This is a genomic window from Cupriavidus sp. HY129, assembly GCF_059492215.1.
Window position 1 is genome coordinate 1,333,880 of the sequence record NZ_CP083254.1, and the last position, 20,916, is coordinate 1,354,795.

Consider the following 20,916-nt stretch of genomic DNA (forward strand, 5'->3'; position numbering starts at 1 on the left):
GGAGTCCCGCGCTTCGCTGTGTGGGCACCGGGCAGGAATTCACCAGGAGACAGTCATGTCCGCTGTACCAGAGCAGATCCTCGGCGCCAGCAGCGCCAACGACGCAGATCCCCAGGAAACGCACGAATGGCTGGACGCCCTGCAGGGCGTCCTCAACGCGGAAGGCACCGAGCGCGCCGCGTTCCTGATCGACAAGCAAATCGAATACGCGCGCGTGAACGGCGTTACCCAGCCGTTTCATGCCGAAACGCCGTACATCAACACTATCCCGGTAGAGCAGCAGGCCCGCATTCCCGGCGACCAGGACATCGAGCACCGCATTCGCTCGTACACGCGCTGGAACGCGATGGCCATGGTGCTGCGCGCCAACAAGCACACCAACGTCGGCGGCCACATCTCGTCGTTCGCCTCGGCGGCCACGCTCTATGACGTGGGCTACAACCACTTCTGGCGCGCTCCGTCGGAGCAGAGCGGTGGCGACCTCGTTTTCGTGCAGGGCCATTCGGCACCGGGCGTCTACTCGCGCGCCTTCCTGCTGGGTCGCCTGACGCCCGAACAGCTCGACAGCTTCCGCCAGGAAGTGGACGGCAAGGGCATCTCGTCGTACCCGCACCCTTGGCTGATGCCGGATTTCTGGCAGTTCCCGACCGTGTCGATGGGTCTGGGCCCGATCATGGCGATCTACCAGGCCCGCTTCATGAAGTACCTGGCCAGCCGTGGCCTGGTGAACGCCGGCGACCGCAAGGTATGGGCGTTCCTGGGTGATGGCGAGACCGACGAGCCGGAATCGCTGGGCGCGATCGGCATGGCCGGCCGCGAGAAGCTGGACAATCTGGTTTTCGTGATCAACTGCAACCTGCAGCGCCTGGATGGCCCGGTGCGCGGCAATGGCAAGATCATCCAGGAACTGGAATCGGAATTCCGTGGCTCGGGCTGGAACGTGATCAAGCTGGTCTGGGGCAGCCGCTGGGATCCGCTGCTGCAGCGCGACACCAAGGGCCTGCTGATGAAGCGCATGATGGAATGCGTGGACGGCGAGTACCAGACCTTCAAGGCCAAGGACGGCGCCTACGTGCGCGAGCACTTCTTCAATACGCCGGAACTGAAGGCCATGGTGGCCGACTGGTCCGACGACGACATCTGGCGCCTGAACCGCGGCGGCCATGATCCGCACAAGGTCTACGCGGCCTACAAGGCAGCTAGCGAGCACAAGGGCCAGCCGACGCTGATCCTGGCCAAGACCATCAAGGGCTATGGCATGGGCGATGCCGGCCAGGCCATGAACGTGGCCCACCAGCAGAAGAAGATGCCGGTGGACGCGATCCGCGCGTTCCGCGACCAGTTCAACATCCCGGTGGCGGATGACAAGCTGGAAGAAGTCCCGTACCTGACCTTCCCGGAAGGCTCGAAGGAACTGGAATACATGCGCAAGGCGCGCATGGACCTGGGCGGCTACCTGCCGGCCCGCCGCATGAAGGCCGAGGCGCTGAAGGTGCCCGAGCTGTCGGCGTTCGAAGCGCTGCTCAAGGCCACCGGCGAAGGCCGCGAAGTGTCCACCACGATGGCCTTCGTGCGTATCCTGAACACGCTGCTCAAGGACAAGCAGGTCGGCAAGCACGTGGTGCCTATCGTGCCGGACGAGTCGCGTACCTTCGGCATGGAAGGCCTGTTCCGCCAGGTTGGTATCTGGAACCAGGAAGGCCAGAAGTACGTGCCGGAAGACCATGACCAACTGATGTTCTACAAGGAATCGCAGACGGGTCAGGTACTGCAGGAAGGCATCAACGAAGCCGGCGCCATGTGCGACTGGATCGCCGCCGCCACGTCGTACTCGACGCATGGCGTGCAGATGATCCCGTTCTACATCTACTACTCGATGTTCGGCATCCAGCGTATCGGCGACTTGTGCTGGGCCGCCGCCGACATGCGCTCGCGCGGCTTCCTGCTGGGCGGTACCGCTGGCCGCACCACGCTGAACGGTGAAGGCTTGCAGCACGAGGACGGTCACTCACACGTGTTCCACGCTGTGATCCCGAACTGCATCTCGTACGATCCGACGTTCCAGTACGAACTCGCCGTGATCATGCAGGACGGCCTGCGCCGCATGTATGCCGAACAGGAAGACGTGTACTACTACCTGACGGTGATGAACGAGAACTACGAGCATCCGGAAATGCCGGCTGGCGTGGAACGCGACATCGTTCAGGGCATGTACCAGTTCCGCAAGGGCGTGGAGAACAGCAACGCGCCGCGCGTGCAACTGCTGGGCTCGGGCACGATCTTCCGCGAGGTGATCGCCGCCGCCGACCTGCTCAAGAAGGACTGGGGCGTGGAATCGGATCTGTGGAGCTGCCCGAGCTTCACCGAACTGGCCCGTGAAGGCCAGGAAGTCGAGCGTCACAACCTGCTGAACCCGACCGGCACGCAGCGCGAATCGTTCGTCGCCCAGAAGCTCAAGGGCGTGCGCGGTCCGGTCATCGCGTCCACCGACTACATCCGTGCGTTCGCCGAGCAGATCCGTCCGTTCGTGCCGCGTCGCTACGTGGTGCTGGGCACTGACGGCTTCGGCCGCTCGGACACCCGCGAGAAGCTGCGCCACTTCTTCGAAGTGGACCGCTACTGGGTCACGGTGGCCGCGCTGAAGGCGCTGGCCGACGAAGGCGCGATCGGTCGCGAGAAGGTGGCCGAGGCCATCAAGAAGTACAACCTCGACCCGAACAAGCCGAACCCGATGTCGGTCTGACCCCGGACTTGCACGACTGAACCCCCGCAGCGCGGCACCCGCCGCGCCGCGGCGTGCCACTGGTTGACCCGGCGGCGCACCGCGGCGAATGGTGATGCGCGGCAGCGTGACAGATGCGTGTGGCGAGAGTAACCTCGCCGATTGCGTTTGTCGCGTTTGTCGTATCTGGCCAGAGTGCCGGCTGCCCAGGAGAGACACTGAATGAGTCAAGCGATTGAAATCAAGGTGCCGGATATCGGCGACTACGACGCCGTTCCCGTCATCGAAGTGCACGTGAAGCCGGGCGACACGATCAACGCGGAAGACGCGCTGGTGACGCTGGAATCCGACAAGGCCACCATGGATGTACCGTCGCCGCAGGCCGGCACGGTCAAGGAAGTCCGGATCAAGGTGGGTGACAGCGTTTCCGAAGGCTCCGTGCTGGTGATGCTCGAGCCCGCAGGCGCCGCTGCCGCCGCTCCGGCTCCCGCAGCCGCTGCTGCTCCGGCGGCTCCGGCCCCTGCCGCCGCGGCACCCGCGGCGGCCGCTCCCGCTGCCCCGGCTCCGGCCGCTGCCCCTGCTGGCGGTGGCACGGTCGAGGTCAAGGTGCCCGATATCGGCGACTACGACGCCGTGCCGGTCATCGAAATCCACGTCAAGGTGGGTGACCAGATCAACGCCGAAGACGCGTTGGTGACGCTGGAGTCCGACAAGGCCACCATGGATGTGCCGTCGCCGCAGGCCGGCACGGTCAAGGAAATCAAGGTCAAGGTCGGTGATAACGTCGCCCAAGGCACGCTGATCCTGATCCTGGAAGCTGCTGGCGGCGCTGCCGCAGCAGCTCCGGCCCCGGCAGCCGCCCCGGCGCCTGCCGCAGCGGCTCCCGCGCCCGCACCGGCGGCCGCGGCGCCGGCACCTGTTGCCGCGCCGGCCGTCGCGCCTGCGGTGCAAGGTACGACCGGCAAGGCCGCTCACGCCAGCCCGTCCGTGCGCAAGTTCGCGCGCGAGCTGGGTGTCGACGTGTCGCGTGTGCCGGGCACAGCTCCCAAGGGCCGCATCACGCAGGAAGACGTGCAGAACTACGTCAAGAGCGTCATGAGCGGCCAGACTGCCGCGCCGTCCGCACCGGCTGCCGCCGCTGGCACCGGCGTGGGCCTGGACCTGCTGCCGTGGCCGAAGGTGGACTTCACGCGCTTTGGCGAAGTGGAGTCGAAGCCGCTGTCGCGCATCAAGAAGATCTCTGGCGCCAACCTGCATCGCAACTGGGTCATGATCCCTCACGTCACGAACTGTGACGAAGCGGACATCACCGAGCTTGAGGCATTCCGCGTGCAGCTCAACAAGGAAAACGAGAAGGCTGGCATCAAGGTGACGATGCTTGCGTTCATGATCAAGGCTACCGTTGCGGCGCTCAAGAAGTTTCCGAACTTCAACGCCTCGCTGGACGGCGACAACCTGGTGCTGAAGAAGTACTTCAACATCGGTTTCGCGGCCGACACCCCGAACGGTCTGGTCGTACCGGTGATCAAGGACGCCGACAAGAAGGGCGTGCTCGAGATCAGCCAGGAAATGAGCGATCTGGCCAAGCTGGCGCGCGACGGCAAGCTGAAGCCTGACCAGATGCAAGGCGGCTGCTTCTCGATCTCGTCGCTCGGCGGCCTCGGTGGCACGTACTTCACGCCGATCATCAATGCGCCGGAAGTGGCCATCATGGGCGTGTGCAAGTCGTATATGAAGCCGGTATGGGACGGCAAGCAATTCGCCCCGCGCCTGACGCTGCCGCTGTCGCTGTCGTGGGATCACCGCGTGATCGACGGCGCCGAGGCCGCGCGCTTCAACACGTACTTCGCAGCGCTGCTGGCGGATTTCCGCCGGATTCTGCTGTAAGCATCGGCAACGCCCGCCAGCGAACCTGGCGGGCGCGTCTGCATTGCATTCAAGGGGCGAGCCATGACTACCTGCGTTGTCGTCAGGAAAGGTGACGAGGTGGCGATCGGTGCCGATGCGCTGGTGACATTCGGCGATACGCGGCTGTCGCGCGCTTATGAGCGGAACCAGAAGGTGATTCCCGTTGGCGACAGTTTCGTCGGGCTGGCAGGCACCACCGCGCATTTCCCGGTCATGCGAAGCCTGCTGACGGGCATGGGCGAGGAATGCCGGCTGCATACCCGCGACGATGTGTTCCGAACCTTCCTCAAGGTGCATGAAAAGCTCAAGAACGAGTATTTCATCAACACCAAGGAAGACGAGGACGACCCCTACGAGTCATCGCAGATCGTTTGCCTGATCGCCAATTCGGGCGGCATTTTCGGCGTCTATTCGTACCGCGAGGTGTTTTCGTTCGATCGCTTCTGGGGCATTGGCTCGGGCCGCAACTACGCGCTCGGCGCCATGCACGCGGTGTATGACCGCTCGGACCTGGATGCTGGAGCGATTGCGCGAATCGGCGTGGAAGCGGGTATCGAGTTCGACAAGAGTTCGGCGGCACCGATCGACGTGCATACGGTACGGCTGCAAGTGGCAACCAACAAAGACGGCGCGGCCTGATCCCAAGGCGGACAGCGTGCGCATCCCAGGAGGAAGAACATGAGTGTGATCGAAGTCAAGGTGCCGGATATCGGCGATTTCGACGCGGTGGAAGTGATCGAGGTGCTGGTCAAGGCCGGCGACACGGTCGAGGAAGAACAGTCGCTGATCGTGCTGGAGTCCGACAAGGCCAGCATGGAAGTGCCGTCGTCGGCCGCCGGCAAGGTCGTGGACGTCAAGGTCAAGGTGGGCGACAAGGTTGCCAAGGGCACGCTGATCTGCACCGTCGAAGGTGGCGCGGCGGCGGCTCCTGCCCCGGCTCCGGCGGCAGCGCCCAAGCCCGCGGCTGCGCCCGCTCCGGCGCCGGCAGCGGCTCCGGCGGCCGCCACGCATGCCGGTGGCGCCGACATCCAGTGCGAAATGCTGGTGCTGGGCGCAGGCCCCGGCGGTTACTCGGCGGCTTTCCGGTCGGCGGACCTCGGCATGAACACCGTTCTGGTCGAGCGCTATGGCACCCTCGGCGGCGTTTGCCTGAACGTGGGCTGCATCCCGTCGAAGGCGCTGCTGCACAACGCGGCGGTGATCGACGAGGCCAAGGCGCTGGCCGCGCACGGCATCCTGTTCGGCGAAGCCAAGATCGATCTGGATGGCCTGCGGCACTACAAGGAAAGCGTGGTCGGCAAGCTGACCGGCGGTCTGTCGGGAATGGCGAAGGCCCGCAAGGTGCAGGTGGTGCGCGGCATCGGCACGTTCCTGGATCCGCATCATCTGGAAGTGCAGGAAACGGAAGGCGACAGCAAGGCCACCAATGGCAAGAAGACCGTGATCCGCTTCGAAAAGGCGATCATCGCGGCCGGCAGCCAGGCCGTGAAGCTGCCGTTCGTCCCTGAGGATCCGCGCATTTTCGATTCGACGGGCGCGCTGGAACTGCGCGACATCCCGAACAAGATGCTCGTGATTGGCGGCGGCATCATCGGCCTGGAAATGGCCACCGTCTACAGCACGCTCGGCGCGCGACTCGATGTCGTGGAAATGCTCGACGGCCTGATGCAGGGCGCTGACCGCGATCTGGTCAAGGTCTGGGACAAGGTGAACAAGCATCGCTTCGATAACGTGATGCTGAAGACCAAGACTGTCGGCGTGGAAGCGAAGCCGGACGGTATCTACGTGAAGTTCGAGGGCGAGTCCGCGCCGGCCGAGCCGCAGCGCTACGACGCCGTGCTGGTGTCGGTAGGCCGTTCCCCGAACGGCAAGAAGATCGGTGCCGAGAAGGCCGGTGTGGCTGTGACCGATCGTGGCTTCATCGATGTCGACAAGCAGATGCGCACCAACGTGCCGCACATCTACGCGATCGGCGATATCGTTGGCCAGCCGATGCTCGCACACAAGGCGGTGCATGAGGCACACGTGGCCGCCGAGGCCGCGCATGGCGAGAAGGCCTACTTCGACGCGAAGCAGATCCCGTCAGTGGCGTTCACCGATCCGGAAGTGGCATGGGCCGGCAAGACCGAAGACCAGTGCAAGGCCGAAGGCATCAAGTACAGCAAGGGCGTGTTCCCATGGGCCGCTTCGGGCCGCGCGATTGCCAATGGCCGTGACGAGGGTTTCACCAAGCTGATTTTCGACGAGGAAACCCATCGCATCATCGGTGGCGGTATCGTCGGTACCCATGCGGGCGACCTGATCAGCGAAGTTTGCCTGGCCATCGAGATGGGCGCGGATGCCGTGGACATTGGCAAGACGATTCACCCGCACCCGACCTTGGGCGAGTCGATCGGCATGGCTGCGGAAATCTACGAAGGTGTGTGCACGGACGTGCCGCCGCCGCGCAAGCGCTGATTGCTGGCGCCGTAGTGAGAGAACCCGCCGATTCGGCGGGTTTTTTTATTTGTCTCGATTTTCCTGCGAGCAGCGGGGAGGGCGCGACGAAAAAAAGCCCGGCCCCTGGTAGTCAGGGGCCGGGCTTGAACGATACCTTTTGGAATCGGGTACCGAGGAGACACCGGTACGAGGCGATCGGGATCGCCTCCGTTGGCAAAACGCCCCGCGTGGGCGGGGCGTTTTGCCAACGGACCGGCCAGAGCCGGTGCGTTGGTATTACAGATACAGATGCTTAGGCAGCAGCGGCCGACTTCTTGGTGGCGGTGCGGGCCGTGGCGCTGGCTTGCTGGGCAGCCTTGGTCGCGGCGGTGGCAGCGGCCTGGAAGTTGCTCTCAGCCATTTCAACGGCTTGCTTGGTAGCCTTCTGCACCGACTCGTAGGCGTTGTTGGCCGCCGAGATCGCCGACTTCACGATCGCCACGGTCGACTCCGAACCGGCCGGAGCGTTCTTGGCCAGGTTGTCGACCAGGGCTTGCACGTTCTTCGTGCCTTCAGCCAGCTGGGCTTCGGCAACCTTGGTGAACTCGCTTTGGGTTTCCGAAGCGATTTCGTACAGGTGACGCGTGTAGGCCAGGGTCTTCTCGGCAACCGGCTGCACCAGCGATGCCTGGATGGCCAGCAGTTCCTGGGCGTCCTTGGCGGTCAGCGCCTTCTTGGCGTTGTCGGCGTTCTCAGCCAGGGTGGCCTTGACCACTTGCAGGTTCAGCTCAACGAGCTTCTCCACGCCTTCGAAAGCCTTCGAGGTCAGGCCGAACAGGGTTTCGAGGTTGGCTTTATGTGCGGCTGCAACTTGTTCCGGGGTCAGGATCATTGCGGGTCTCCAGTGGTGAGCTTCAAGGTCAAGCAAAAGTGAAATTAAGCCGCCCAGATGTCAAAGCCATGACTTCAGTGTCCTGGCCAGCCCGAGCGTGTGTCTCGTATTTCGGCGCTGCCCGAAGGCTTTGATGCGCCGCAACAATTGCAATTCTAAGAGAACAACGATGAGTGTCAAGCGGTTTTTGTGCGTTGCACAAAAAATCGCCCGAACCACCCCGTCGAAAGCGCATAGAAGTCGACGTATGCCGCGTAAATTAAGGGTTTTTCCTGAGTCCACCGCTTGATGCGGCGCGGGAGATCCTGGCGTTTTCTGGCGGTTTCGGCGATTGGTGTGCCGCAGCGGGAGGGGAGTGCTACCATCGCTGACTGCCCGGTCGGATAATGATGTCATTCAGGCACTTTCCGGGCTGCTCATCCTGCCCCTCCCGATGCTTGCCTTTTACGCCGATCATTTCGTCCTGCCGTTGCCGCCGGGTCACCGTTTTCCGATGCGCAAATACAGCATGCTGCGTGATGCGGTGGTGCGTGATGCGGTGGTGCGTGAGGTGGGTGGGGTGGAATTGCGCGAGGCGCCGCGTGCCGACGATGAAACACTCGCATTGGCCCACACCGCTGCCTATATCGAGGAGGTCTCCACCGGCCAACTCGATGCGGCGCGTCAGCGCGAGATCGGCTTTCCCTGGTCGCATGAAATGGTGGAGCGTTCCCGACGCTCGGCCGGCGCGACGATTGCCGCTTGCAGGGTCGCGCTGGAGCAGGGTATCGCGGCGAATCTGGCTGGCGGCACTCACCACGCGTACGCGGACAAGGGGGCAGGGTTTTGCGTATTCAATGACGCGGCGATTGCGGCGCGTCGCCTGCAGCGCGACGGCAGCGTGCGGCGTGTGGCAGTCATCGATCTCGACGTCCACCAGGGCAACGGTACCGCATCGATCCTGCGTGATGATCCGACGATATTCACGCTGTCGCTGCACGGCGAGAAGAACTACCCATTCCGCAAGGAAGCGAGCGATCTCGACGTCGGGTTGCCGGATGGGTGCGATGACGGCGCCTATGCCGTCGCGCTGGCGTCCGCGCTCGATACCCTGTTCGCACGATTCGATCCCGATCTGCTGATCTACCTGGCCGGCGCCGACCCTCATGAGGGTGATCGCCTGGGGCGATTGAAGCTCACGATGGCCGGTCTTGCGCGGCGAGACACGATGGTGTTCGAAGCTGCGCGATCACGTGGGTTGCCGGTCGCCGTCGCTATGGCAGGTGGCTATGGCAACCAGATCGAGGACACGGTCGCCGTGCATACGCAGACCATCACGCTTGCCGCGCGATATCACGCGCAACTTGCCGTCGAACGCGCGAACGTGTCATGAATTGATTGCAATCCATTGGAACCTTGTGGCGGCCAGTGCGCTCATATCGAGCTGTCGTGCATCTGGCCGGTGCCATTTGTCCGAGCCATTCCAGACCCCAATAACAATGAAGCCCGAACCTGATTGCCGCAGTGCCTACGCACACTTCCAGCCGATCACGACGCGTTGGATGGATAACGATGTCTATGGTCACGTCAACAACGTTGTCTACTACAGTTATTTTGATACGGTCGTTAACACGTACCTGATCCGGGCTGGCGTGCTGGACATCGAGGCGGGCGAGACGATCGGTCTGGTGATCGAGACGCAGTGCAACTACTTCTCGTCACTGAGTTTTCCCGACACAGTGGTGGCGGGGCTGCGCGTGGCGAAGCTCGGCAATTCGAGCGTGCGCTACGAGGTAGGGCTGTTTTGCAACGATGATGACGTCGCCGCCGCGCAAGGACATTTCGTGCACGTGTATGTCGATCGCGAAACGCGCCGGCCGGTGCCGCTGCCGCAGCCTTTGCGCCAGGCGCTCGAGGCGCTGGTGATTGGCCAGCAGGCACAGCGACCACATTAACAAGAACAAGGAGACCGCAGAGCATGTCGACCCCTGGTGACGCAGCGATCGTCGATCGCGCCATCACAACGCGCCGTTCGATTCGCGCATTCCTGGATACGCCGGTACCACGCGAGACCGTCGAAGAGATTCTTGCGGTGGCAAGCCGCGCACCCTCCGGTACCAACACCCAGCCGTGGAAAGTGTATGTGCTGGCCGGCGATGCCAAGGCCCGCCTGTGCGCGGATGTGCTGGCCGCGTACGAGGATCCCGAGCGCGATGCCAAGTACCGCGAGGAGTATCCGTACTACCCGCGCGAGTGGACCAATCCGTATCTGGCGCGCCGCCGCAAGGTTGGCTGGGATCTGTACAGCCTGTTGCAGATCAGCCGCGAAGACAAGGCGCGAATGCACGAACAACATGCGCGCAATTTCCGTTTCTTTGATGCACCTGTAGGCATGATCTTCACGATTGATCGCATCATGGAACAAGGAAGCTGGCTGGATTACGGCATGTTCCTGCAAAGCATCATGGTGGCGGCGCGCGCGCGCGACCTGGATACGTGCCCGCAGGCCGCCTTTACGCAGTTCCACAGGATCATTGGGCAGCACTTGCGTCTGCCAGAGGAAGAGATGGTGGTGTGTGGCATGTCGCTTGGATATGCCGACCCCGAGGCTACGGCCAATCAATTGACGACGGAACGTGAACCGGTCAGCGGGTTCGCGCGTTTTCTTTCCTGAGTCGCTATCGGTGTCCTCAGGAATCGACGAAATCGACCGATATGGACGCCGAGGGCACTTTGATTTTGTAAAGGGTGGCTGGCTGTGCCGGGGTGTCGACATGGTTTGTCGACGTGATGCCGGTTACATAGCAGCCGACCCAGTTGTTGTTTTTGGAGTTGCGGAAATATGACGAAGTAGGCGCTTTTCCCGTGATGTGGAAATGTTTGCCAACCAAACTTTAACGAGCGCTTCTAAGTCATTAATCTTGCTAACAATTTCTTAATTTCCTAAACTAGCGCCATTCCGCAGCCGCGCTGATCAGATCATGTTCCGGATCGAATCTCTCATGCCCCGATTCTTCGGCCTACCCCAATTGACCGCGCTCGCCACTTCGGCGGTCGTGTCCATTGCCCTGCTGGCCGCGCCGGCCTCGTACGCAGCGACGTCGTCGACTGCGACGAAGTCGTCGTCGAAAAAGCAGGCAAAATCCACTAAAACCACCAAAAAGGTGGCTTCCGCGAAAGCGGAGGCGTCGCCACGCAAGGTGATCGTCCTGCGCAACGGCAAACGTACCGTCGTCGCAAGCCGCGCAACGCCGGTGCGTGCGGCGTTTGTGCCGTCCAAGCCGTCGCTGGGCGAGGCGATGGGCCTGCGCGATACCGAGGATGCGCTTGCCCTGCGTTCGTCAGTGGCGCTGGTCATGGATCAGAACACCAATGAGGTGCTGTTCCAGAAGAATCCCACGGCTGTGCTGCCGATCGCATCCATTACCAAGCTGATGACCGCGCTGGTGGTGATGGACGCACGTCTGCCGATGGACGAAATGCTCACGGTGACCGAGGAAGACCGCGATACCGAGAAGCACAGCAGCTCGCGTCTGCGCTTTGGTACCCAGCTGACCCGCCAGGAGATGCTGTTGCTGGCGCTGATGTCGTCGGAGAACCGTGCTGCTTCGGCACTGGGTCGTAACTATCCGGGTGGCCTGCCTGCCTTTGTTGGCGCGATGAACCGCAAGGCGCGCGAGCTTGGCATGAGTGACAGCCACTTTGTCGATTCGAATGGCCTGTCGAGCAGCAACGTGTCGAGCGCGATGGATCTGGCTCGCCTGGTCAATGCCGCCTATCGCAATCCGACGATCCGTGAGTACTCGACGCAACCCGAGCACGAAGTCACCGTGTTTGGCCGTCCGATGCACTACGTCAGCACCAACCGCCTGGTGCGTGGCGGCAACTGGGATATCGGTCTGCAGAAGACCGGTTATATCTCTGAAGCCGGCCAGTGCCTGGTGATGCAGACACGCGTGAATGATCGCAACGTGGTGATGGTGTTCCTCGACTCGGTTGGCAAGCTGTCGCGCTTTGCCGATGCCACGCGCGTGCGTAGCTGGCTTGAGCATCAACCGGCGACGTCGGCGCAACCGCGCCCTTTCCCGTCGAATCCCAATCTCACTCAGGGCCCTAAATCGCCCACCGCGATCCTGGTCTCGCAGCAGTCGCACGGTACCTGAGCGACGACATCTGAGCGTTTGGGCCGTCCAAGAAAAACGCGCCGCCGGGCGAAAACCCGGCGGCGCGTTTTTTGTTTGCCTCGGCAGTTGTCAGGCGATTAGACGATCAAGCTGTAGGCTCGGGGACATATCCCATGCCACGCGAGATCTGCAGCGCGGTGTCCTTGAGGTTCTGCAGCCAGCTATCCTGAAGCCGATCGGCCGGTGCAGAGAGTGACAGGCCGGCGACAAGGCGTCGCGAGTCGTCATAGATGCCTGCGGCGATACAGCGGACGCCGAGTTCCAGTTCCTCGTTATCGCGTGCGTAGCCATTCGAGCGCACCCAGGTCAGTTCGCGTTCGAGTTTGGAGATGTCCGTGATCGACGTGCGCGTATGACCGGCCAGCCCGGTACGGGTGGCGTAGTTGCGTACGCGCGCGCCTTCGTCCGCGGCCAGAAAGAGCTTGCCGACCGAGGTCAGGTGCAGTGGGGCGCGGCCGCCGATGGCACGCACCACCTGCATCCCCGAGCGCTCGCTGTAGGCGCGCTCGATGTAGACGATTTCGTCGCCCTGACGTACCGACAGGTTGACGGTCTGGCCGGTGACGCGGTGCAGGGCACGCATTGGCGCCAGTGCAGCGTCACGCACCGAAAGGCGTGCCTTGACCAGATTGCCCAGCTCGAGCAGCCGCATACCCAGTCGATAGCTGCCCGGATCGGAGCGGTCGACAAAGCGGCACGCCACCATGTCGTTCAGGATCCGGTGGGCCGTGGACGGGTGCAGGCCGGTGGCCAGCGAAAGCTCTTTCAGACTGACGGGGTCGGCGTGCTGGGCCAGCGCGTCCAGCAGCGTCATCATGCGCTCGATCACCTGGATCGAGGTCTTGCCGGGTGACTTGTCTGCTTCTGCCATGGAGAAAATTTGTGCCGTGCGGCAAATTAAGCGTTTGCCTGATTCTATCTCACATCGTGAAAATTTCAACTGATGAAACGTGATTACTGAAACCAACCTCCAATCGCTTGCGCGATGACCGAACATTTCGCATGAGCCGCATTGTGCAGCGGGATGAACAAGATTGCGGCGCCGGATGCCCGCAGCGGCGGGGGCAAGGGGCATAATTGCGATGTTTCTGGGTCTGGAAAAAGGGAAGCGATGCGAATCGGACTGTTCGCCACCTGTCTGGTGGACCTCATGCGCCCCGAGATCGGGTTCTCGGTGCTGAAGCTGCTGGAATCGGCTGGCTACGAGGTCATGGTGCCCGAGGCGCAGACCTGCTGCGGACAGCCTGCCTACAACTCGGGTGAGCGCGCCGTATCACGCGACCTGGCGGAGAAATTCCTGCGCGAGTTCGAGATGTTCGACTACGTGGTGGTGCCGTCTGGCTCCTGCGGCGGCATGATTCGCCAGCACTACCAGGACCTGCTGCGCGACGATCCGGAACTGCACGGCCGCTACGAGCGCCTGCGGGAGCGCGTCTTCGAACTGACCGATTTTCTCGTCAACGTGGCAAAGATCGATCGGTTCGATTCCACCTTTGCCGGCAATGTCACCTATCACGATTCCTGTTCCGGCCTGCGTGAACTGGGCGTCAAGCAGCAGCCACGCGAACTGCTGGGCAAGCTGCCGGGTGTGACGCTGACCGAAATGAAGGACTGCGAGGCGTGCTGCGGATTCGGTGGCACGTTCTCGGTCAAGTACGGCAATATTTCCACGGCGATCGTCGACGAGAAGTGCGCCAATATCCAGTCCAGCGGGGCCGATGCCGTGGTGCTCGGTGACCTCGGCTGTATCCTCAACATCGAAGGCCGGCTGCGCCGCACGGGCGATACGCGCACACGCGTGCTCCATATCGCCCAGGTGCTGGCTGGCGACGCCTGAAGACCCGCAACGAGCCCCCACGATGCAAGTCCACAGCATGGAATTCAAGGCGCGCGCAGGGCAGAAGCTTGCCGACCAGCGCCTGCAGCAGAACCTCAAGAAGCTCTCGACCAAGTTCGTCACCGCGCGCGCCGATGCGATCCGCGACATCGATTTCGATGCCACGCGCGCCGCGTTGAAGGAGCGGCGCAACCGGGCGCTCGAGAATCTCGACGTCTGGCTGGCCAAGTTCGAGGAGAGCGCGACAAAGCGTGGCGCCACGGTGTTGTTTGCCGAATCGACCGCCGATGCCGCGAGGCTAGTGGGCGAAATCGCGCAAAAGCATGGTGTGAAGAAGGTCATCAAGAGCAAGTCGATGGTGACCGAGGAGATGCGCCTGAACCAGGTGCTTGGCGAGATGGGCGTGCAGAGCATCGAGACCGACCTCGGCGAGTACATCCTGCAGATCAACGATGCCGAGCCGCCGTCGCACATCATTGCGCCGGTGATCCACAAGGACAAGGACGAGATTGCCGACCTGTTCGCCAAGGTCCATAACAAGCCTCGTCTGACCGATATCCCCGAGATGACGCGCGAAGCGCGCGAGGTGCTGCGGCCAGAGTTCCTGTCCGCCGACATGGGCGTCACGGGCGGGAATTTCATCATCGCCGAGACCGGCTCGGTGGCCGTGGTCACCAACGAAGGCAATGAGGGCATGTGTACGATCATGCCGCGCGTGCACGTGGCCGTAACCGGTATCGAGAAAGTCCTGCCGACGCTGGAGGATCTGGCCACCGTGATGCGGCTGTTGCCGCGTTCGGCAACGGGGCAGGCGATCTCGAACTATTTTTCGCTGCTGACTGGGCCGCGTGCCGAGGGCGAGCGGGACGGTCCGGAGCACATGTACTTCGTGCTCGTCGATGGTGGGCGCAGCGGCCTGATCGGCGGAGAGTTCCAGGAGATGCTGCGCTGCATTCGCTGCGGCGCCTGCATGAACCATTGCCCCGTGTACCAGAAGATCGGCGGGCACGCCTATGGCTGGGTCTATCCGGGTCCGATGGGCAGCGTGCTGACGCCGAGTTACGTCGGGCTGGCGAATGCACTGGACCTGCCGCAGGCAGCCACGCTGTGCGGCGAATGCAACCGCGTCTGTCCGGCGTCGATCCCGCTGTCCGATCTGCTGCGCAAGCTGCGCGAGAAACAGATGGAACGACGCCTGCGTCCGTGGCAAGAGCGGGCGGCGCTGCAGGCCTGGGGTTTTATTGCACGACGCCCGGATCTGTACGCGTTTGTCACGCGCATGGGCGCGCGACTGCTCGCACGCATGGGCGGCCGTGGAAAGCTGATCGCAAGCCTGCCGATGGCGGGTAAGGGATGGACGGACACGCGTGACATGCCGGCCCCGAGCGGCCGGACGTTCCGCGAACTTTACAAGGAAAGGAGGGCGCGTTCATGAGCGCCAATCAGGAGACGCTGGCCGCAATGCGGACTGCGCTGGATGCACACGTCGCCGGCAGCCTGCCGGTGGTGGATCTGATCGAACAGTGGCGTGCCTCGGCATCGTCGCTGACGTTGCCGCCGGTATTCGGTCAGGCGATGGAAGAGTTGCTGCGCAGGATGGAAATGTCGGCCGTGTTCGCGCAGGATAGCTGCTCGTTCTCGAGCACTGCGGTGACCGACCAGCTCAAGAAGTGGCTGGATAAGGCGGGAACGATATAAGGTACTGCCACAGGTAAGCTCCCCTCCCGCAATGCGGGTGAGGGGAGCTTGCCTATTTACCCCAGCAGCAGCGCGTCGTCATCGAGCTGCTCATGCCGTGTCTGCTCGAACATCTTGAGCAGATCGGGCACGTCCAGCCCCTTGCGCTGGTCGCCGGACACATCCAGAACGACCTGGCCCTGGTGCAGCATCACCGTGCGCTGGCCATAGTCGAGTGCCTGGCGCATCGAGTGCGTGACCATCATCGTCGTGAGCTTGCTTTCCTCGACGATCCGGGCCGTCAGTTCGAGCACGAATGCCGCCGTCTTCGGGTCCAGCGCCGCGGTGTGTTCGTCGAGCAGCAGGATGCGCGACGGCTGCAGCGAAGCCATCAGCAGGCTTACTGCCTGGCGTTGGCCGCCGGACAGCAGGCCAATCCGGTCCGTCAGCCGGTTCTCGAGGCCCAGGTTCAGCAGGCGCAGCTTGTCGCGAAACAGCTCGCGCGACGACTTGTTCAGCGCCGGGCGGAAGCCGCGACGCGAACCACGTGCCATCGCCAATGCCATGTTTTCCTCGATCGTCAGCGCCTCGCAGGTGCCGGCCATCGGATCCTGGAACACGCGGGCCACCAGATGGGCACGATCCCATGCCGGTTTGCGCGTGACGTCGACGTCATCGATCATGATGCGGCCGGTGTCGACCATCAGGTCGCCGCTGACCGCGTTGAGGAAGGTCGATTTGCCGGCGCCATTCGAGCCGATCACGGCAACGAACTGGCCAGCCGGAATCTCCAGGCTCAGGCCGCGCAGGGCGCGGTTCTCGATCGGAGTACCCGGGTTGAAGGTGAGCTTCAGGTTTTCGGCGCGCAGCATGTCAGGCACCTCCGTTCTTGCGGGCGAACAGCTTCTTGCGCGTGGCCGGCAGCACCAGCGCCAGCGTCACGAGGGCAGCCGTCACCAGGTTCAGATCCTGTGCCTTGAGGCCGATGAACTCGCTGTTCAGCGCCAGCGCAATGAAGAAGCGATAGAGGATTGCGCCAACCACCACAGCCAGCGTGACGTACACCAGACGTCGTGCCGGAATGATCGTTTCGCCGATGATCACGGCGGCCAGGCCGATCACGATCGTGCCGATACCCATCGAAATGTCGGAGCCGCCTTGCGTCTGCGCGAACAACGCGCCCGCCAGTGCGACGAGCGCATTGGAGAGCGCCATGCCGGCCAGCGTCGCGCGGCCGGTGGGCACGCCCTGGGCGCGGGCCATGCGCGGGTTGGCGCCGGTGGCGCGCATCGCCAGGCCAAGTTGCGACGAGAAGAACCAGTCCAGGCCAACCTTGGCGATCACGACCACCACGAACAGCACTACCGGGCGCAGCACGTAGTCGGGCATCCATTCCGGCTGCAGGATCGTGAAGATGGTCGGTTCGGTGATCAGGGGCACGTTCGGGCGGCCCATGACGCGCAGGTTGATCGAGTACAGCGCGATCATCATCAGGATACTGGCCAGCAGATCCATGATCTTGAGTCGCACGTTGAGCCAGCCCGTGATGAAACCGGCCAGCGAGCCGGCGATGATGGCGGCCACCGTGGCGGTGAACGGGTCGTGCCCGGCCGAGATCAGCGTGGCAGCCACGGCGCCGCCCAATGGGAAGCTGCCGTCGACGGTCAGGTCGGGGAAATTGAGGATGCGGAAGGAAATCAGCACCCCGAGCGCTACGAGACTGAAGATCAGGCCGATCTCGAGGGCGCCCAGAAGGGAAAAGAGGGACATTGGGGGAAATCCTGTTGCTAGCCCGACCGGTTTGGCCCGGGTAGGGCCCTGGGGGCGCTCAAGGCCGCGCTCGTTGGGTAGGGGGCGCGGCCTCTTTGGGTCTTACTTGATGACGGTCTTGGCTTCCTTGATCAGGTCCGGCGACAGGGTGACGCCTTGCTTCTCGGCGGCGCCCGTGTTCACGAACAGCTCAAGGTTGTCGGAGGTTTGCGAAGCAATCGCGCCCGGCTTTTCACCCTTCAGGATGCGCAGCACAACCTTGCCGGTCTGGTGGCCCAGATCACCGTAGTTGATACCCAGGGCGGCGATGGCGCCACGCTTCACGCTGTCGGTGTCCGAAGCCACCAGCGGGATCTTCGATTCGTTGGCCACCTTGACCAGCGATTCATACGCGGACACGACGTTGTTGTCGGTGTTCGTGTAGATCACGTCCACCTTGCCGATCAGGCTCTTGGCGGCCGGGCCGATGTCCACGGTACGCGGCGCGGCGGCTTCCTTCAGGGTCAGGCCTTCCTTGGCGAGCAGTGCCTTCAGTTCCTTGACCACCACCACCGAGTTGGCTTCACCCGGGTTGTAGACCATGCCCACGTTCTTGGCCTTGGGCACCACGCGCTTGATCAGGGCGACCTGCTTGTCCAGCGGCAGCTTGTCCGACACGCCGGTCACATTGGTGCCCGATGCGCCCCAGCTCTTGACCAGCTGAGCAGCCACCGGATCGGTCACGCCCGAGTACACCACGGGGACGGACTTGGTGGCAGCCACCACGGCCTGCGCCGACGGCGTGGCGATGGCCACGATCACGTTCGGCTGGTCACCCACGAACTTGCGGGCGATCTGGGCGGCCGTGCCGGTGTTGCCCTGGGCGCTCTGGTATTCCCACTTCAGGTTCTTGTCGGCGTCGTAGCCGTTGGCCTTCAGTTCGTCGCGCACGCCGTCACGAATGGCGTCGAGTGCCGGGTGATCCACGATCGACAGGACCTTCACAGTCTGGGCCTGCACGGCGCCGCCGTAGAGCAGAGCCAGCGCGACTGCGCTGCCGAGGATGGTTTTGGTGGATGCCTTGAGACGCAGCATGTATTTGTTCTCCCCCGAGGGTTCGGTGCTTTGGATCAGCCGCAAAAACGTGACCGCCGTCCTGACAGTAAGCCTGCTGGCACTGGAAAACATGTCAGGCAGGGTGACCCGGTCGGTCCGCGTGCGGGCGCGCTGCGCCCGGCGGCAGGTGCGGGCGCGCGCGCGGTCGCAACGGATACGACGGCGCGAAGGCTCGCAGCATACCATTTTCACCGCCTGGATGGCTCGCTTTTAATGCCGCACCGCGCCATATCCTGCTGAAAAACACCTCTACTGGGGAGGCGCGCCGCAAATTATTGCGCCGGATTGTGGATTTCGGCGTGAATGCGCTCAACGGCCGACAGCACCTCGGCTGAAAGTGCGGTGTCTAGGGCGTCTACGTTTTCTTTAAGTTGCGCAAGGCTCGTGGCGCCGATGATCGTGCTAGCGATAAACCAGCGCGAATAGCACCATGACAGTGCCAATGTGGCGCCCGACATCCCGTGCGCGCGGGCGAGTTCCTGGTAGCGCGCCGCGGCCGCCATCGTCTCGGCTCGCATGTAGCGCGGGCTCCAGTCAGGGGAGAAGCGCGTCAGCCGGCCAACGGCGTCCGGGTCGAATACGGGGTGGTTTGCATCGCCGGTCAGGTATTTGCCGGTCAACTGGCCGAACCCGAGCGGGCTGTACGCCAGCAGGCTGACCTCGGTGCGGAAGCAGGTCTCGTCCAGCCCCTGCTCGAAGCTGCGGTTGACGAGGTTGTACGGGTTCTGGATCGTGGCGATGCGGGGCAGGCCATGCCGTTCGGCCACATTGACGAACTCCGTCACGCCCCACGGCGTTTCGTTTGACACGCCGACGTAGCGGATCTTGCCGGCCCGCACCAGGTCGCCCATCGCTTCGAGTTGTGCCTCGATTGTTGCGCACTGCCGCTCAGCTTCGGGGTTGAAGCGCTTCTGGCCGAAAATCGGTGCGTTACGCGCCGGCCAATGAATCTGGTAGAGGTCGATGTAGTCGGTCTGCAGCCGCTTGAGGGAGTCTTCGACCGCAGCGCGGATACTGTCTGGCGTCAGATCGCCGCCATTGCGTATCCACGGGTTGCGCGCCGGGCCGGCCACCTTGCTGGCGAGCACGACGTGATCACGCGGCTGCTTCTTCAGCCAGGTGCCGATGATGCGCTCGGTGCTGCCGTACGTCTCGGCGCGCGGCTTGACCGGGTACATCTCGGCGGTGTCGATGAAATTGATGCCCCGCGAGAATGCGTAGTCGAGCTGGCTATGGCCTTCGGCCTCGGTGTTCTGCTCGCCGAAGGTCATCGTGCCCAGGCAGATGCGCGAGACTTCGAGGTCGCTGCGGCCGAGTCGGATCTTTTTCATGGTGTTTCCCTGGATCGTGTCGGCCGACAGAATGCCTGAAATCCGCTATCGGCGCAGGGCGCTGGCGCACTCGCGTACCAGCGTCGGCCCGCGATAAATCAGGCCGCTGTAGAGCTGCACGAGCTGCGCGCCGGCATCGATCTTGGCGCGCGCATCGGCGCCGTTGAAGATGCCGCCTACACCGATGATCGGCAGCGCGTCGCCAATGACTTCGCGCAACGCGCGAACCACGCGCGTGGAGGCTTCGAACACCGGCCGGCCGGACAGACCGCCCGCTTCCTCCGCATGAGGCAGGCCCTTCACGGCGTCGCGCGAGATCGTCGTGTTTGTGGCGATCACGCCGTCGATCTTGTGGCGCACCAGCGCATCGCCGATGTTGCGAACCTGGTCATCGTCGAGATCGGGAGCGATCTTGAGCGCCACGGGCACGTAGCGCTTGTGCTGGTCGGCCAGGCGCTGCTGGGCGGCCTTGAGTGTGGACAGCAGGCTATCGAGTTCGCTGGCGCCCTGGAGCTGGCGCAGGTTCTTGGTGTTAGGCGATGAGATATTCACCGTGACATAGCTTGCGTGCGGATAGACGCGCTCAAGACAGTACAGGTAATCGTCTGCCGCGCGCTCGATCGGCGTATCGGCGTTCTTGCCAATATTGAGCCCCAGCACACCGCCTTCGGCCTTCCAGCGGGATGCCTGGACGTTCCGGATGAATGCATCGACGCCCCCGTTGTTGAAGCCCATGCGGTTGATCAGCGCGTCGGCCTGCGGCAGTCGGAACATGCGCGGGCGCGGGTTGCCCGGCTGCGCCCGAGGTGTGACCGTACCGACTTCGATGAAGCCGAAGCCGAATGCCGCCAGGCCATCGATATACGCGCCATCCTTGTCCAGGCCGGCCGCCAGGCCGACCGGATTCGGAAAGCGAACGCCCATGACCGTGCGCGGGTCGTCGGCGATGCTGTTGCCGATGCATCCGGCCAGCCCCATGCGCTTGGCGCGCATCAGGTTATTGAGCGTGAAATGGTGGGCGTCCTCCGCATCCATGGAAAACAGGGCGGGGCGCAGCAGGGGGTAAAGCGCGTTGAGCACGAGGGTGGGGCGCGGCCAGGGCC

General features: G+C 63.2%; 19 protein-coding genes. 12 read left to right on the forward strand and 7 right to left on the reverse strand.

What is annotated here, in order from left to right; translation table 11 throughout:
• Nucleotides 1-55 precede the first annotated feature (55 nt).
• From aceE to lpdA, 4 genes are all read left to right on the forward strand, one after another.
• Nucleotides 56-2,743: a pyruvate dehydrogenase (acetyl-transferring), homodimeric type gene (gene aceE, locus K6G35_RS06155; RefSeq protein WP_035881893.1), complete on the forward strand. Its 2,688-nt coding sequence runs from the start codon at nt 56-58 to the stop codon at nt 2,741-2,743.
• A gap of 201 nt (nt 2,744-2,944) precedes the next feature.
• Nucleotides 2,945-4,609 carry a dihydrolipoyllysine-residue acetyltransferase gene (gene aceF, locus K6G35_RS06160; RefSeq protein WP_286880880.1) on the forward strand — a complete coding sequence of 555 codons (1,665 nt, stop codon included), beginning with the start codon at nt 2,945-2,947 and terminating at the stop codon, nt 4,607-4,609.
• Nucleotides 4,610-4,672: 63 nt separating this feature from the next.
• Nucleotides 4,673-5,269: an Ntn hydrolase family protein gene (locus K6G35_RS06165; RefSeq protein WP_035881919.1), complete on the forward strand. Its 597-nt coding sequence runs from the start codon at nt 4,673-4,675 to the stop codon at nt 5,267-5,269.
• 39 nt (nt 5,270-5,308) lie between these two features.
• Nucleotides 5,309-7,087: a dihydrolipoyl dehydrogenase gene (lpdA, locus tag K6G35_RS06170; RefSeq protein ID WP_011515978.1), complete on the forward strand. Its 1,779-nt coding sequence runs from the start codon at nt 5,309-5,311 to the stop codon at nt 7,085-7,087.
• A gap of 274 nt (nt 7,088-7,361) precedes the next feature.
• Here the strand turns inward: lpdA and phaP1 are convergent, their stop codons facing one another.
• Nucleotides 7,362-7,940, reverse strand: a complete 579-nt coding sequence (gene phaP1, locus K6G35_RS06175) for a TIGR01841 family phasin PhaP1 (RefSeq protein WP_035881937.1) — start codon at nt 7,938-7,940, stop codon at nt 7,362-7,364.
• 433 nt (nt 7,941-8,373) lie between these two features.
• Between phaP1 and K6G35_RS06180 the strand changes: the two genes are divergently transcribed.
• The 4 genes from K6G35_RS06180 to pbpG all read left to right on the forward strand — a co-directional run bounded on the left by K6G35_RS06180 (nt 8,374) and on the right by pbpG (nt 12,082).
• On the forward strand, nt 8,374-9,312 hold the full coding sequence (locus K6G35_RS06180; protein ID WP_035881938.1) for a histone deacetylase family protein: 939 nt from the start codon (nt 8,374-8,376) through the stop codon (nt 9,310-9,312).
• Between the two features lie 106 nt (nt 9,313-9,418).
• The gene (locus K6G35_RS06185) at nt 9,419-9,874 is read left to right on the forward strand and encodes an acyl-CoA thioesterase (protein WP_008648594.1); all 456 of its coding nucleotides are present in this window, start codon (nt 9,419-9,421) and stop codon (nt 9,872-9,874) included.
• A 23-nt stretch (nt 9,875-9,897) separates the two neighbouring features.
• A complete protein-coding gene (locus K6G35_RS06190) occupies nt 9,898-10,593 on the forward strand; it encodes a nitroreductase (RefSeq protein ID WP_008648595.1) in 696 nt (231 codons plus the stop codon).
• 307 nt (nt 10,594-10,900) lie between these two features.
• Complete coding sequence (gene pbpG / locus K6G35_RS06195; RefSeq protein WP_017514839.1) at nt 10,901-12,082, forward strand: D-alanyl-D-alanine endopeptidase; 1,182 nt, start codon at nt 10,901-10,903, stop codon at nt 12,080-12,082.
• Nucleotides 12,083-12,188: 106 nt separating this feature from the next.
• On the opposite strand, the gene K6G35_RS06200 is transcribed toward pbpG, so the two are convergent.
• Nucleotides 12,189-12,974, reverse strand: coding sequence for an IclR family transcriptional regulator (locus tag K6G35_RS06200; RefSeq protein ID WP_008648598.1), 786 nt, complete (start codon nt 12,972-12,974; stop codon nt 12,189-12,191).
• A 240-nt stretch (nt 12,975-13,214) separates the two neighbouring features.
• On the opposite strand from K6G35_RS06200, the gene K6G35_RS06205 reads away from it, so the two are divergent.
• Genes K6G35_RS06205 through K6G35_RS06215 form a run of 3 tightly spaced genes read left to right on the forward strand, consistent with a single transcriptional unit; the run spans nt 13,215 to nt 15,638 of the window.
• Nucleotides 13,215-13,940: a (Fe-S)-binding protein gene (locus K6G35_RS06205; protein ID WP_008648600.1), complete on the forward strand. Its 726-nt coding sequence runs from the start codon at nt 13,215-13,217 to the stop codon at nt 13,938-13,940.
• 22 nt (nt 13,941-13,962) lie between these two features.
• On the forward strand, nt 13,963-15,375 hold the full coding sequence (locus K6G35_RS06210) for a LutB/LldF family L-lactate oxidation iron-sulfur protein (protein ID WP_024570901.1): 1,413 nt from the start codon (nt 13,963-13,965) through the stop codon (nt 15,373-15,375).
• On the forward strand, nt 15,372-15,638 hold the full coding sequence (locus tag K6G35_RS06215; protein ID WP_035881939.1) for a hypothetical protein: 267 nt from the start codon (nt 15,372-15,374) through the stop codon (nt 15,636-15,638). Before K6G35_RS06210 ends, K6G35_RS06215 begins: the two co-directional genes overlap by 4 nt.
• 56 nt (nt 15,639-15,694) lie before the next feature.
• On the opposite strand, the gene K6G35_RS06220 is transcribed toward K6G35_RS06215, so the two are convergent.
• The 3 genes from K6G35_RS06220 to K6G35_RS06230 form a co-directional block, all read right to left on the reverse strand.
• On the reverse strand, nt 15,695-16,489 hold the full coding sequence (locus K6G35_RS06220; protein WP_008648603.1) for an ABC transporter ATP-binding protein: 795 nt from the start codon (nt 16,487-16,489) through the stop codon (nt 15,695-15,697).
• 1 nt (nt 16,490) lies between these two features.
• A complete protein-coding gene (locus K6G35_RS06225) occupies nt 16,491-17,387 on the reverse strand; it encodes an ABC transporter permease (protein WP_035881940.1) in 897 nt (298 codons plus the stop codon).
• Between the two features lie 102 nt (nt 17,388-17,489).
• Nucleotides 17,490-18,461, reverse strand: coding sequence for an ABC transporter substrate-binding protein (locus tag K6G35_RS06230; RefSeq protein WP_008652195.1), 972 nt, complete (start codon nt 18,459-18,461; stop codon nt 17,490-17,492).
• Between K6G35_RS06230 and K6G35_RS06235 the strand changes: the two genes are divergently transcribed.
• Nucleotides 18,460-18,696 (forward strand): hypothetical protein, encoded by a 237-nt coding sequence (locus tag K6G35_RS06235; protein WP_035881941.1) that lies wholly within the window; start codon nt 18,460-18,462, stop codon nt 18,694-18,696. The two genes, K6G35_RS06230 and K6G35_RS06235, sit on opposite strands and share 2 nt — an antisense overlap.
• 58 nt (nt 18,697-18,754) lie before the next feature.
• On the opposite strand, the gene K6G35_RS06240 is transcribed toward K6G35_RS06235, so the two are convergent.
• Nucleotides 18,755-19,813, reverse strand: a complete 1,059-nt coding sequence (locus K6G35_RS06240) for an aldo/keto reductase (protein WP_035881942.1) — start codon at nt 19,811-19,813, stop codon at nt 18,755-18,757.
• 45 nt (nt 19,814-19,858) lie between these two features.
• Nucleotides 19,859-20,893, reverse strand: a complete 1,035-nt coding sequence (locus K6G35_RS06245; RefSeq protein ID WP_008652191.1) for a quinone-dependent dihydroorotate dehydrogenase — start codon at nt 20,891-20,893, stop codon at nt 19,859-19,861.
• Nucleotides 20,894-20,916 lie beyond the last annotated feature (23 nt).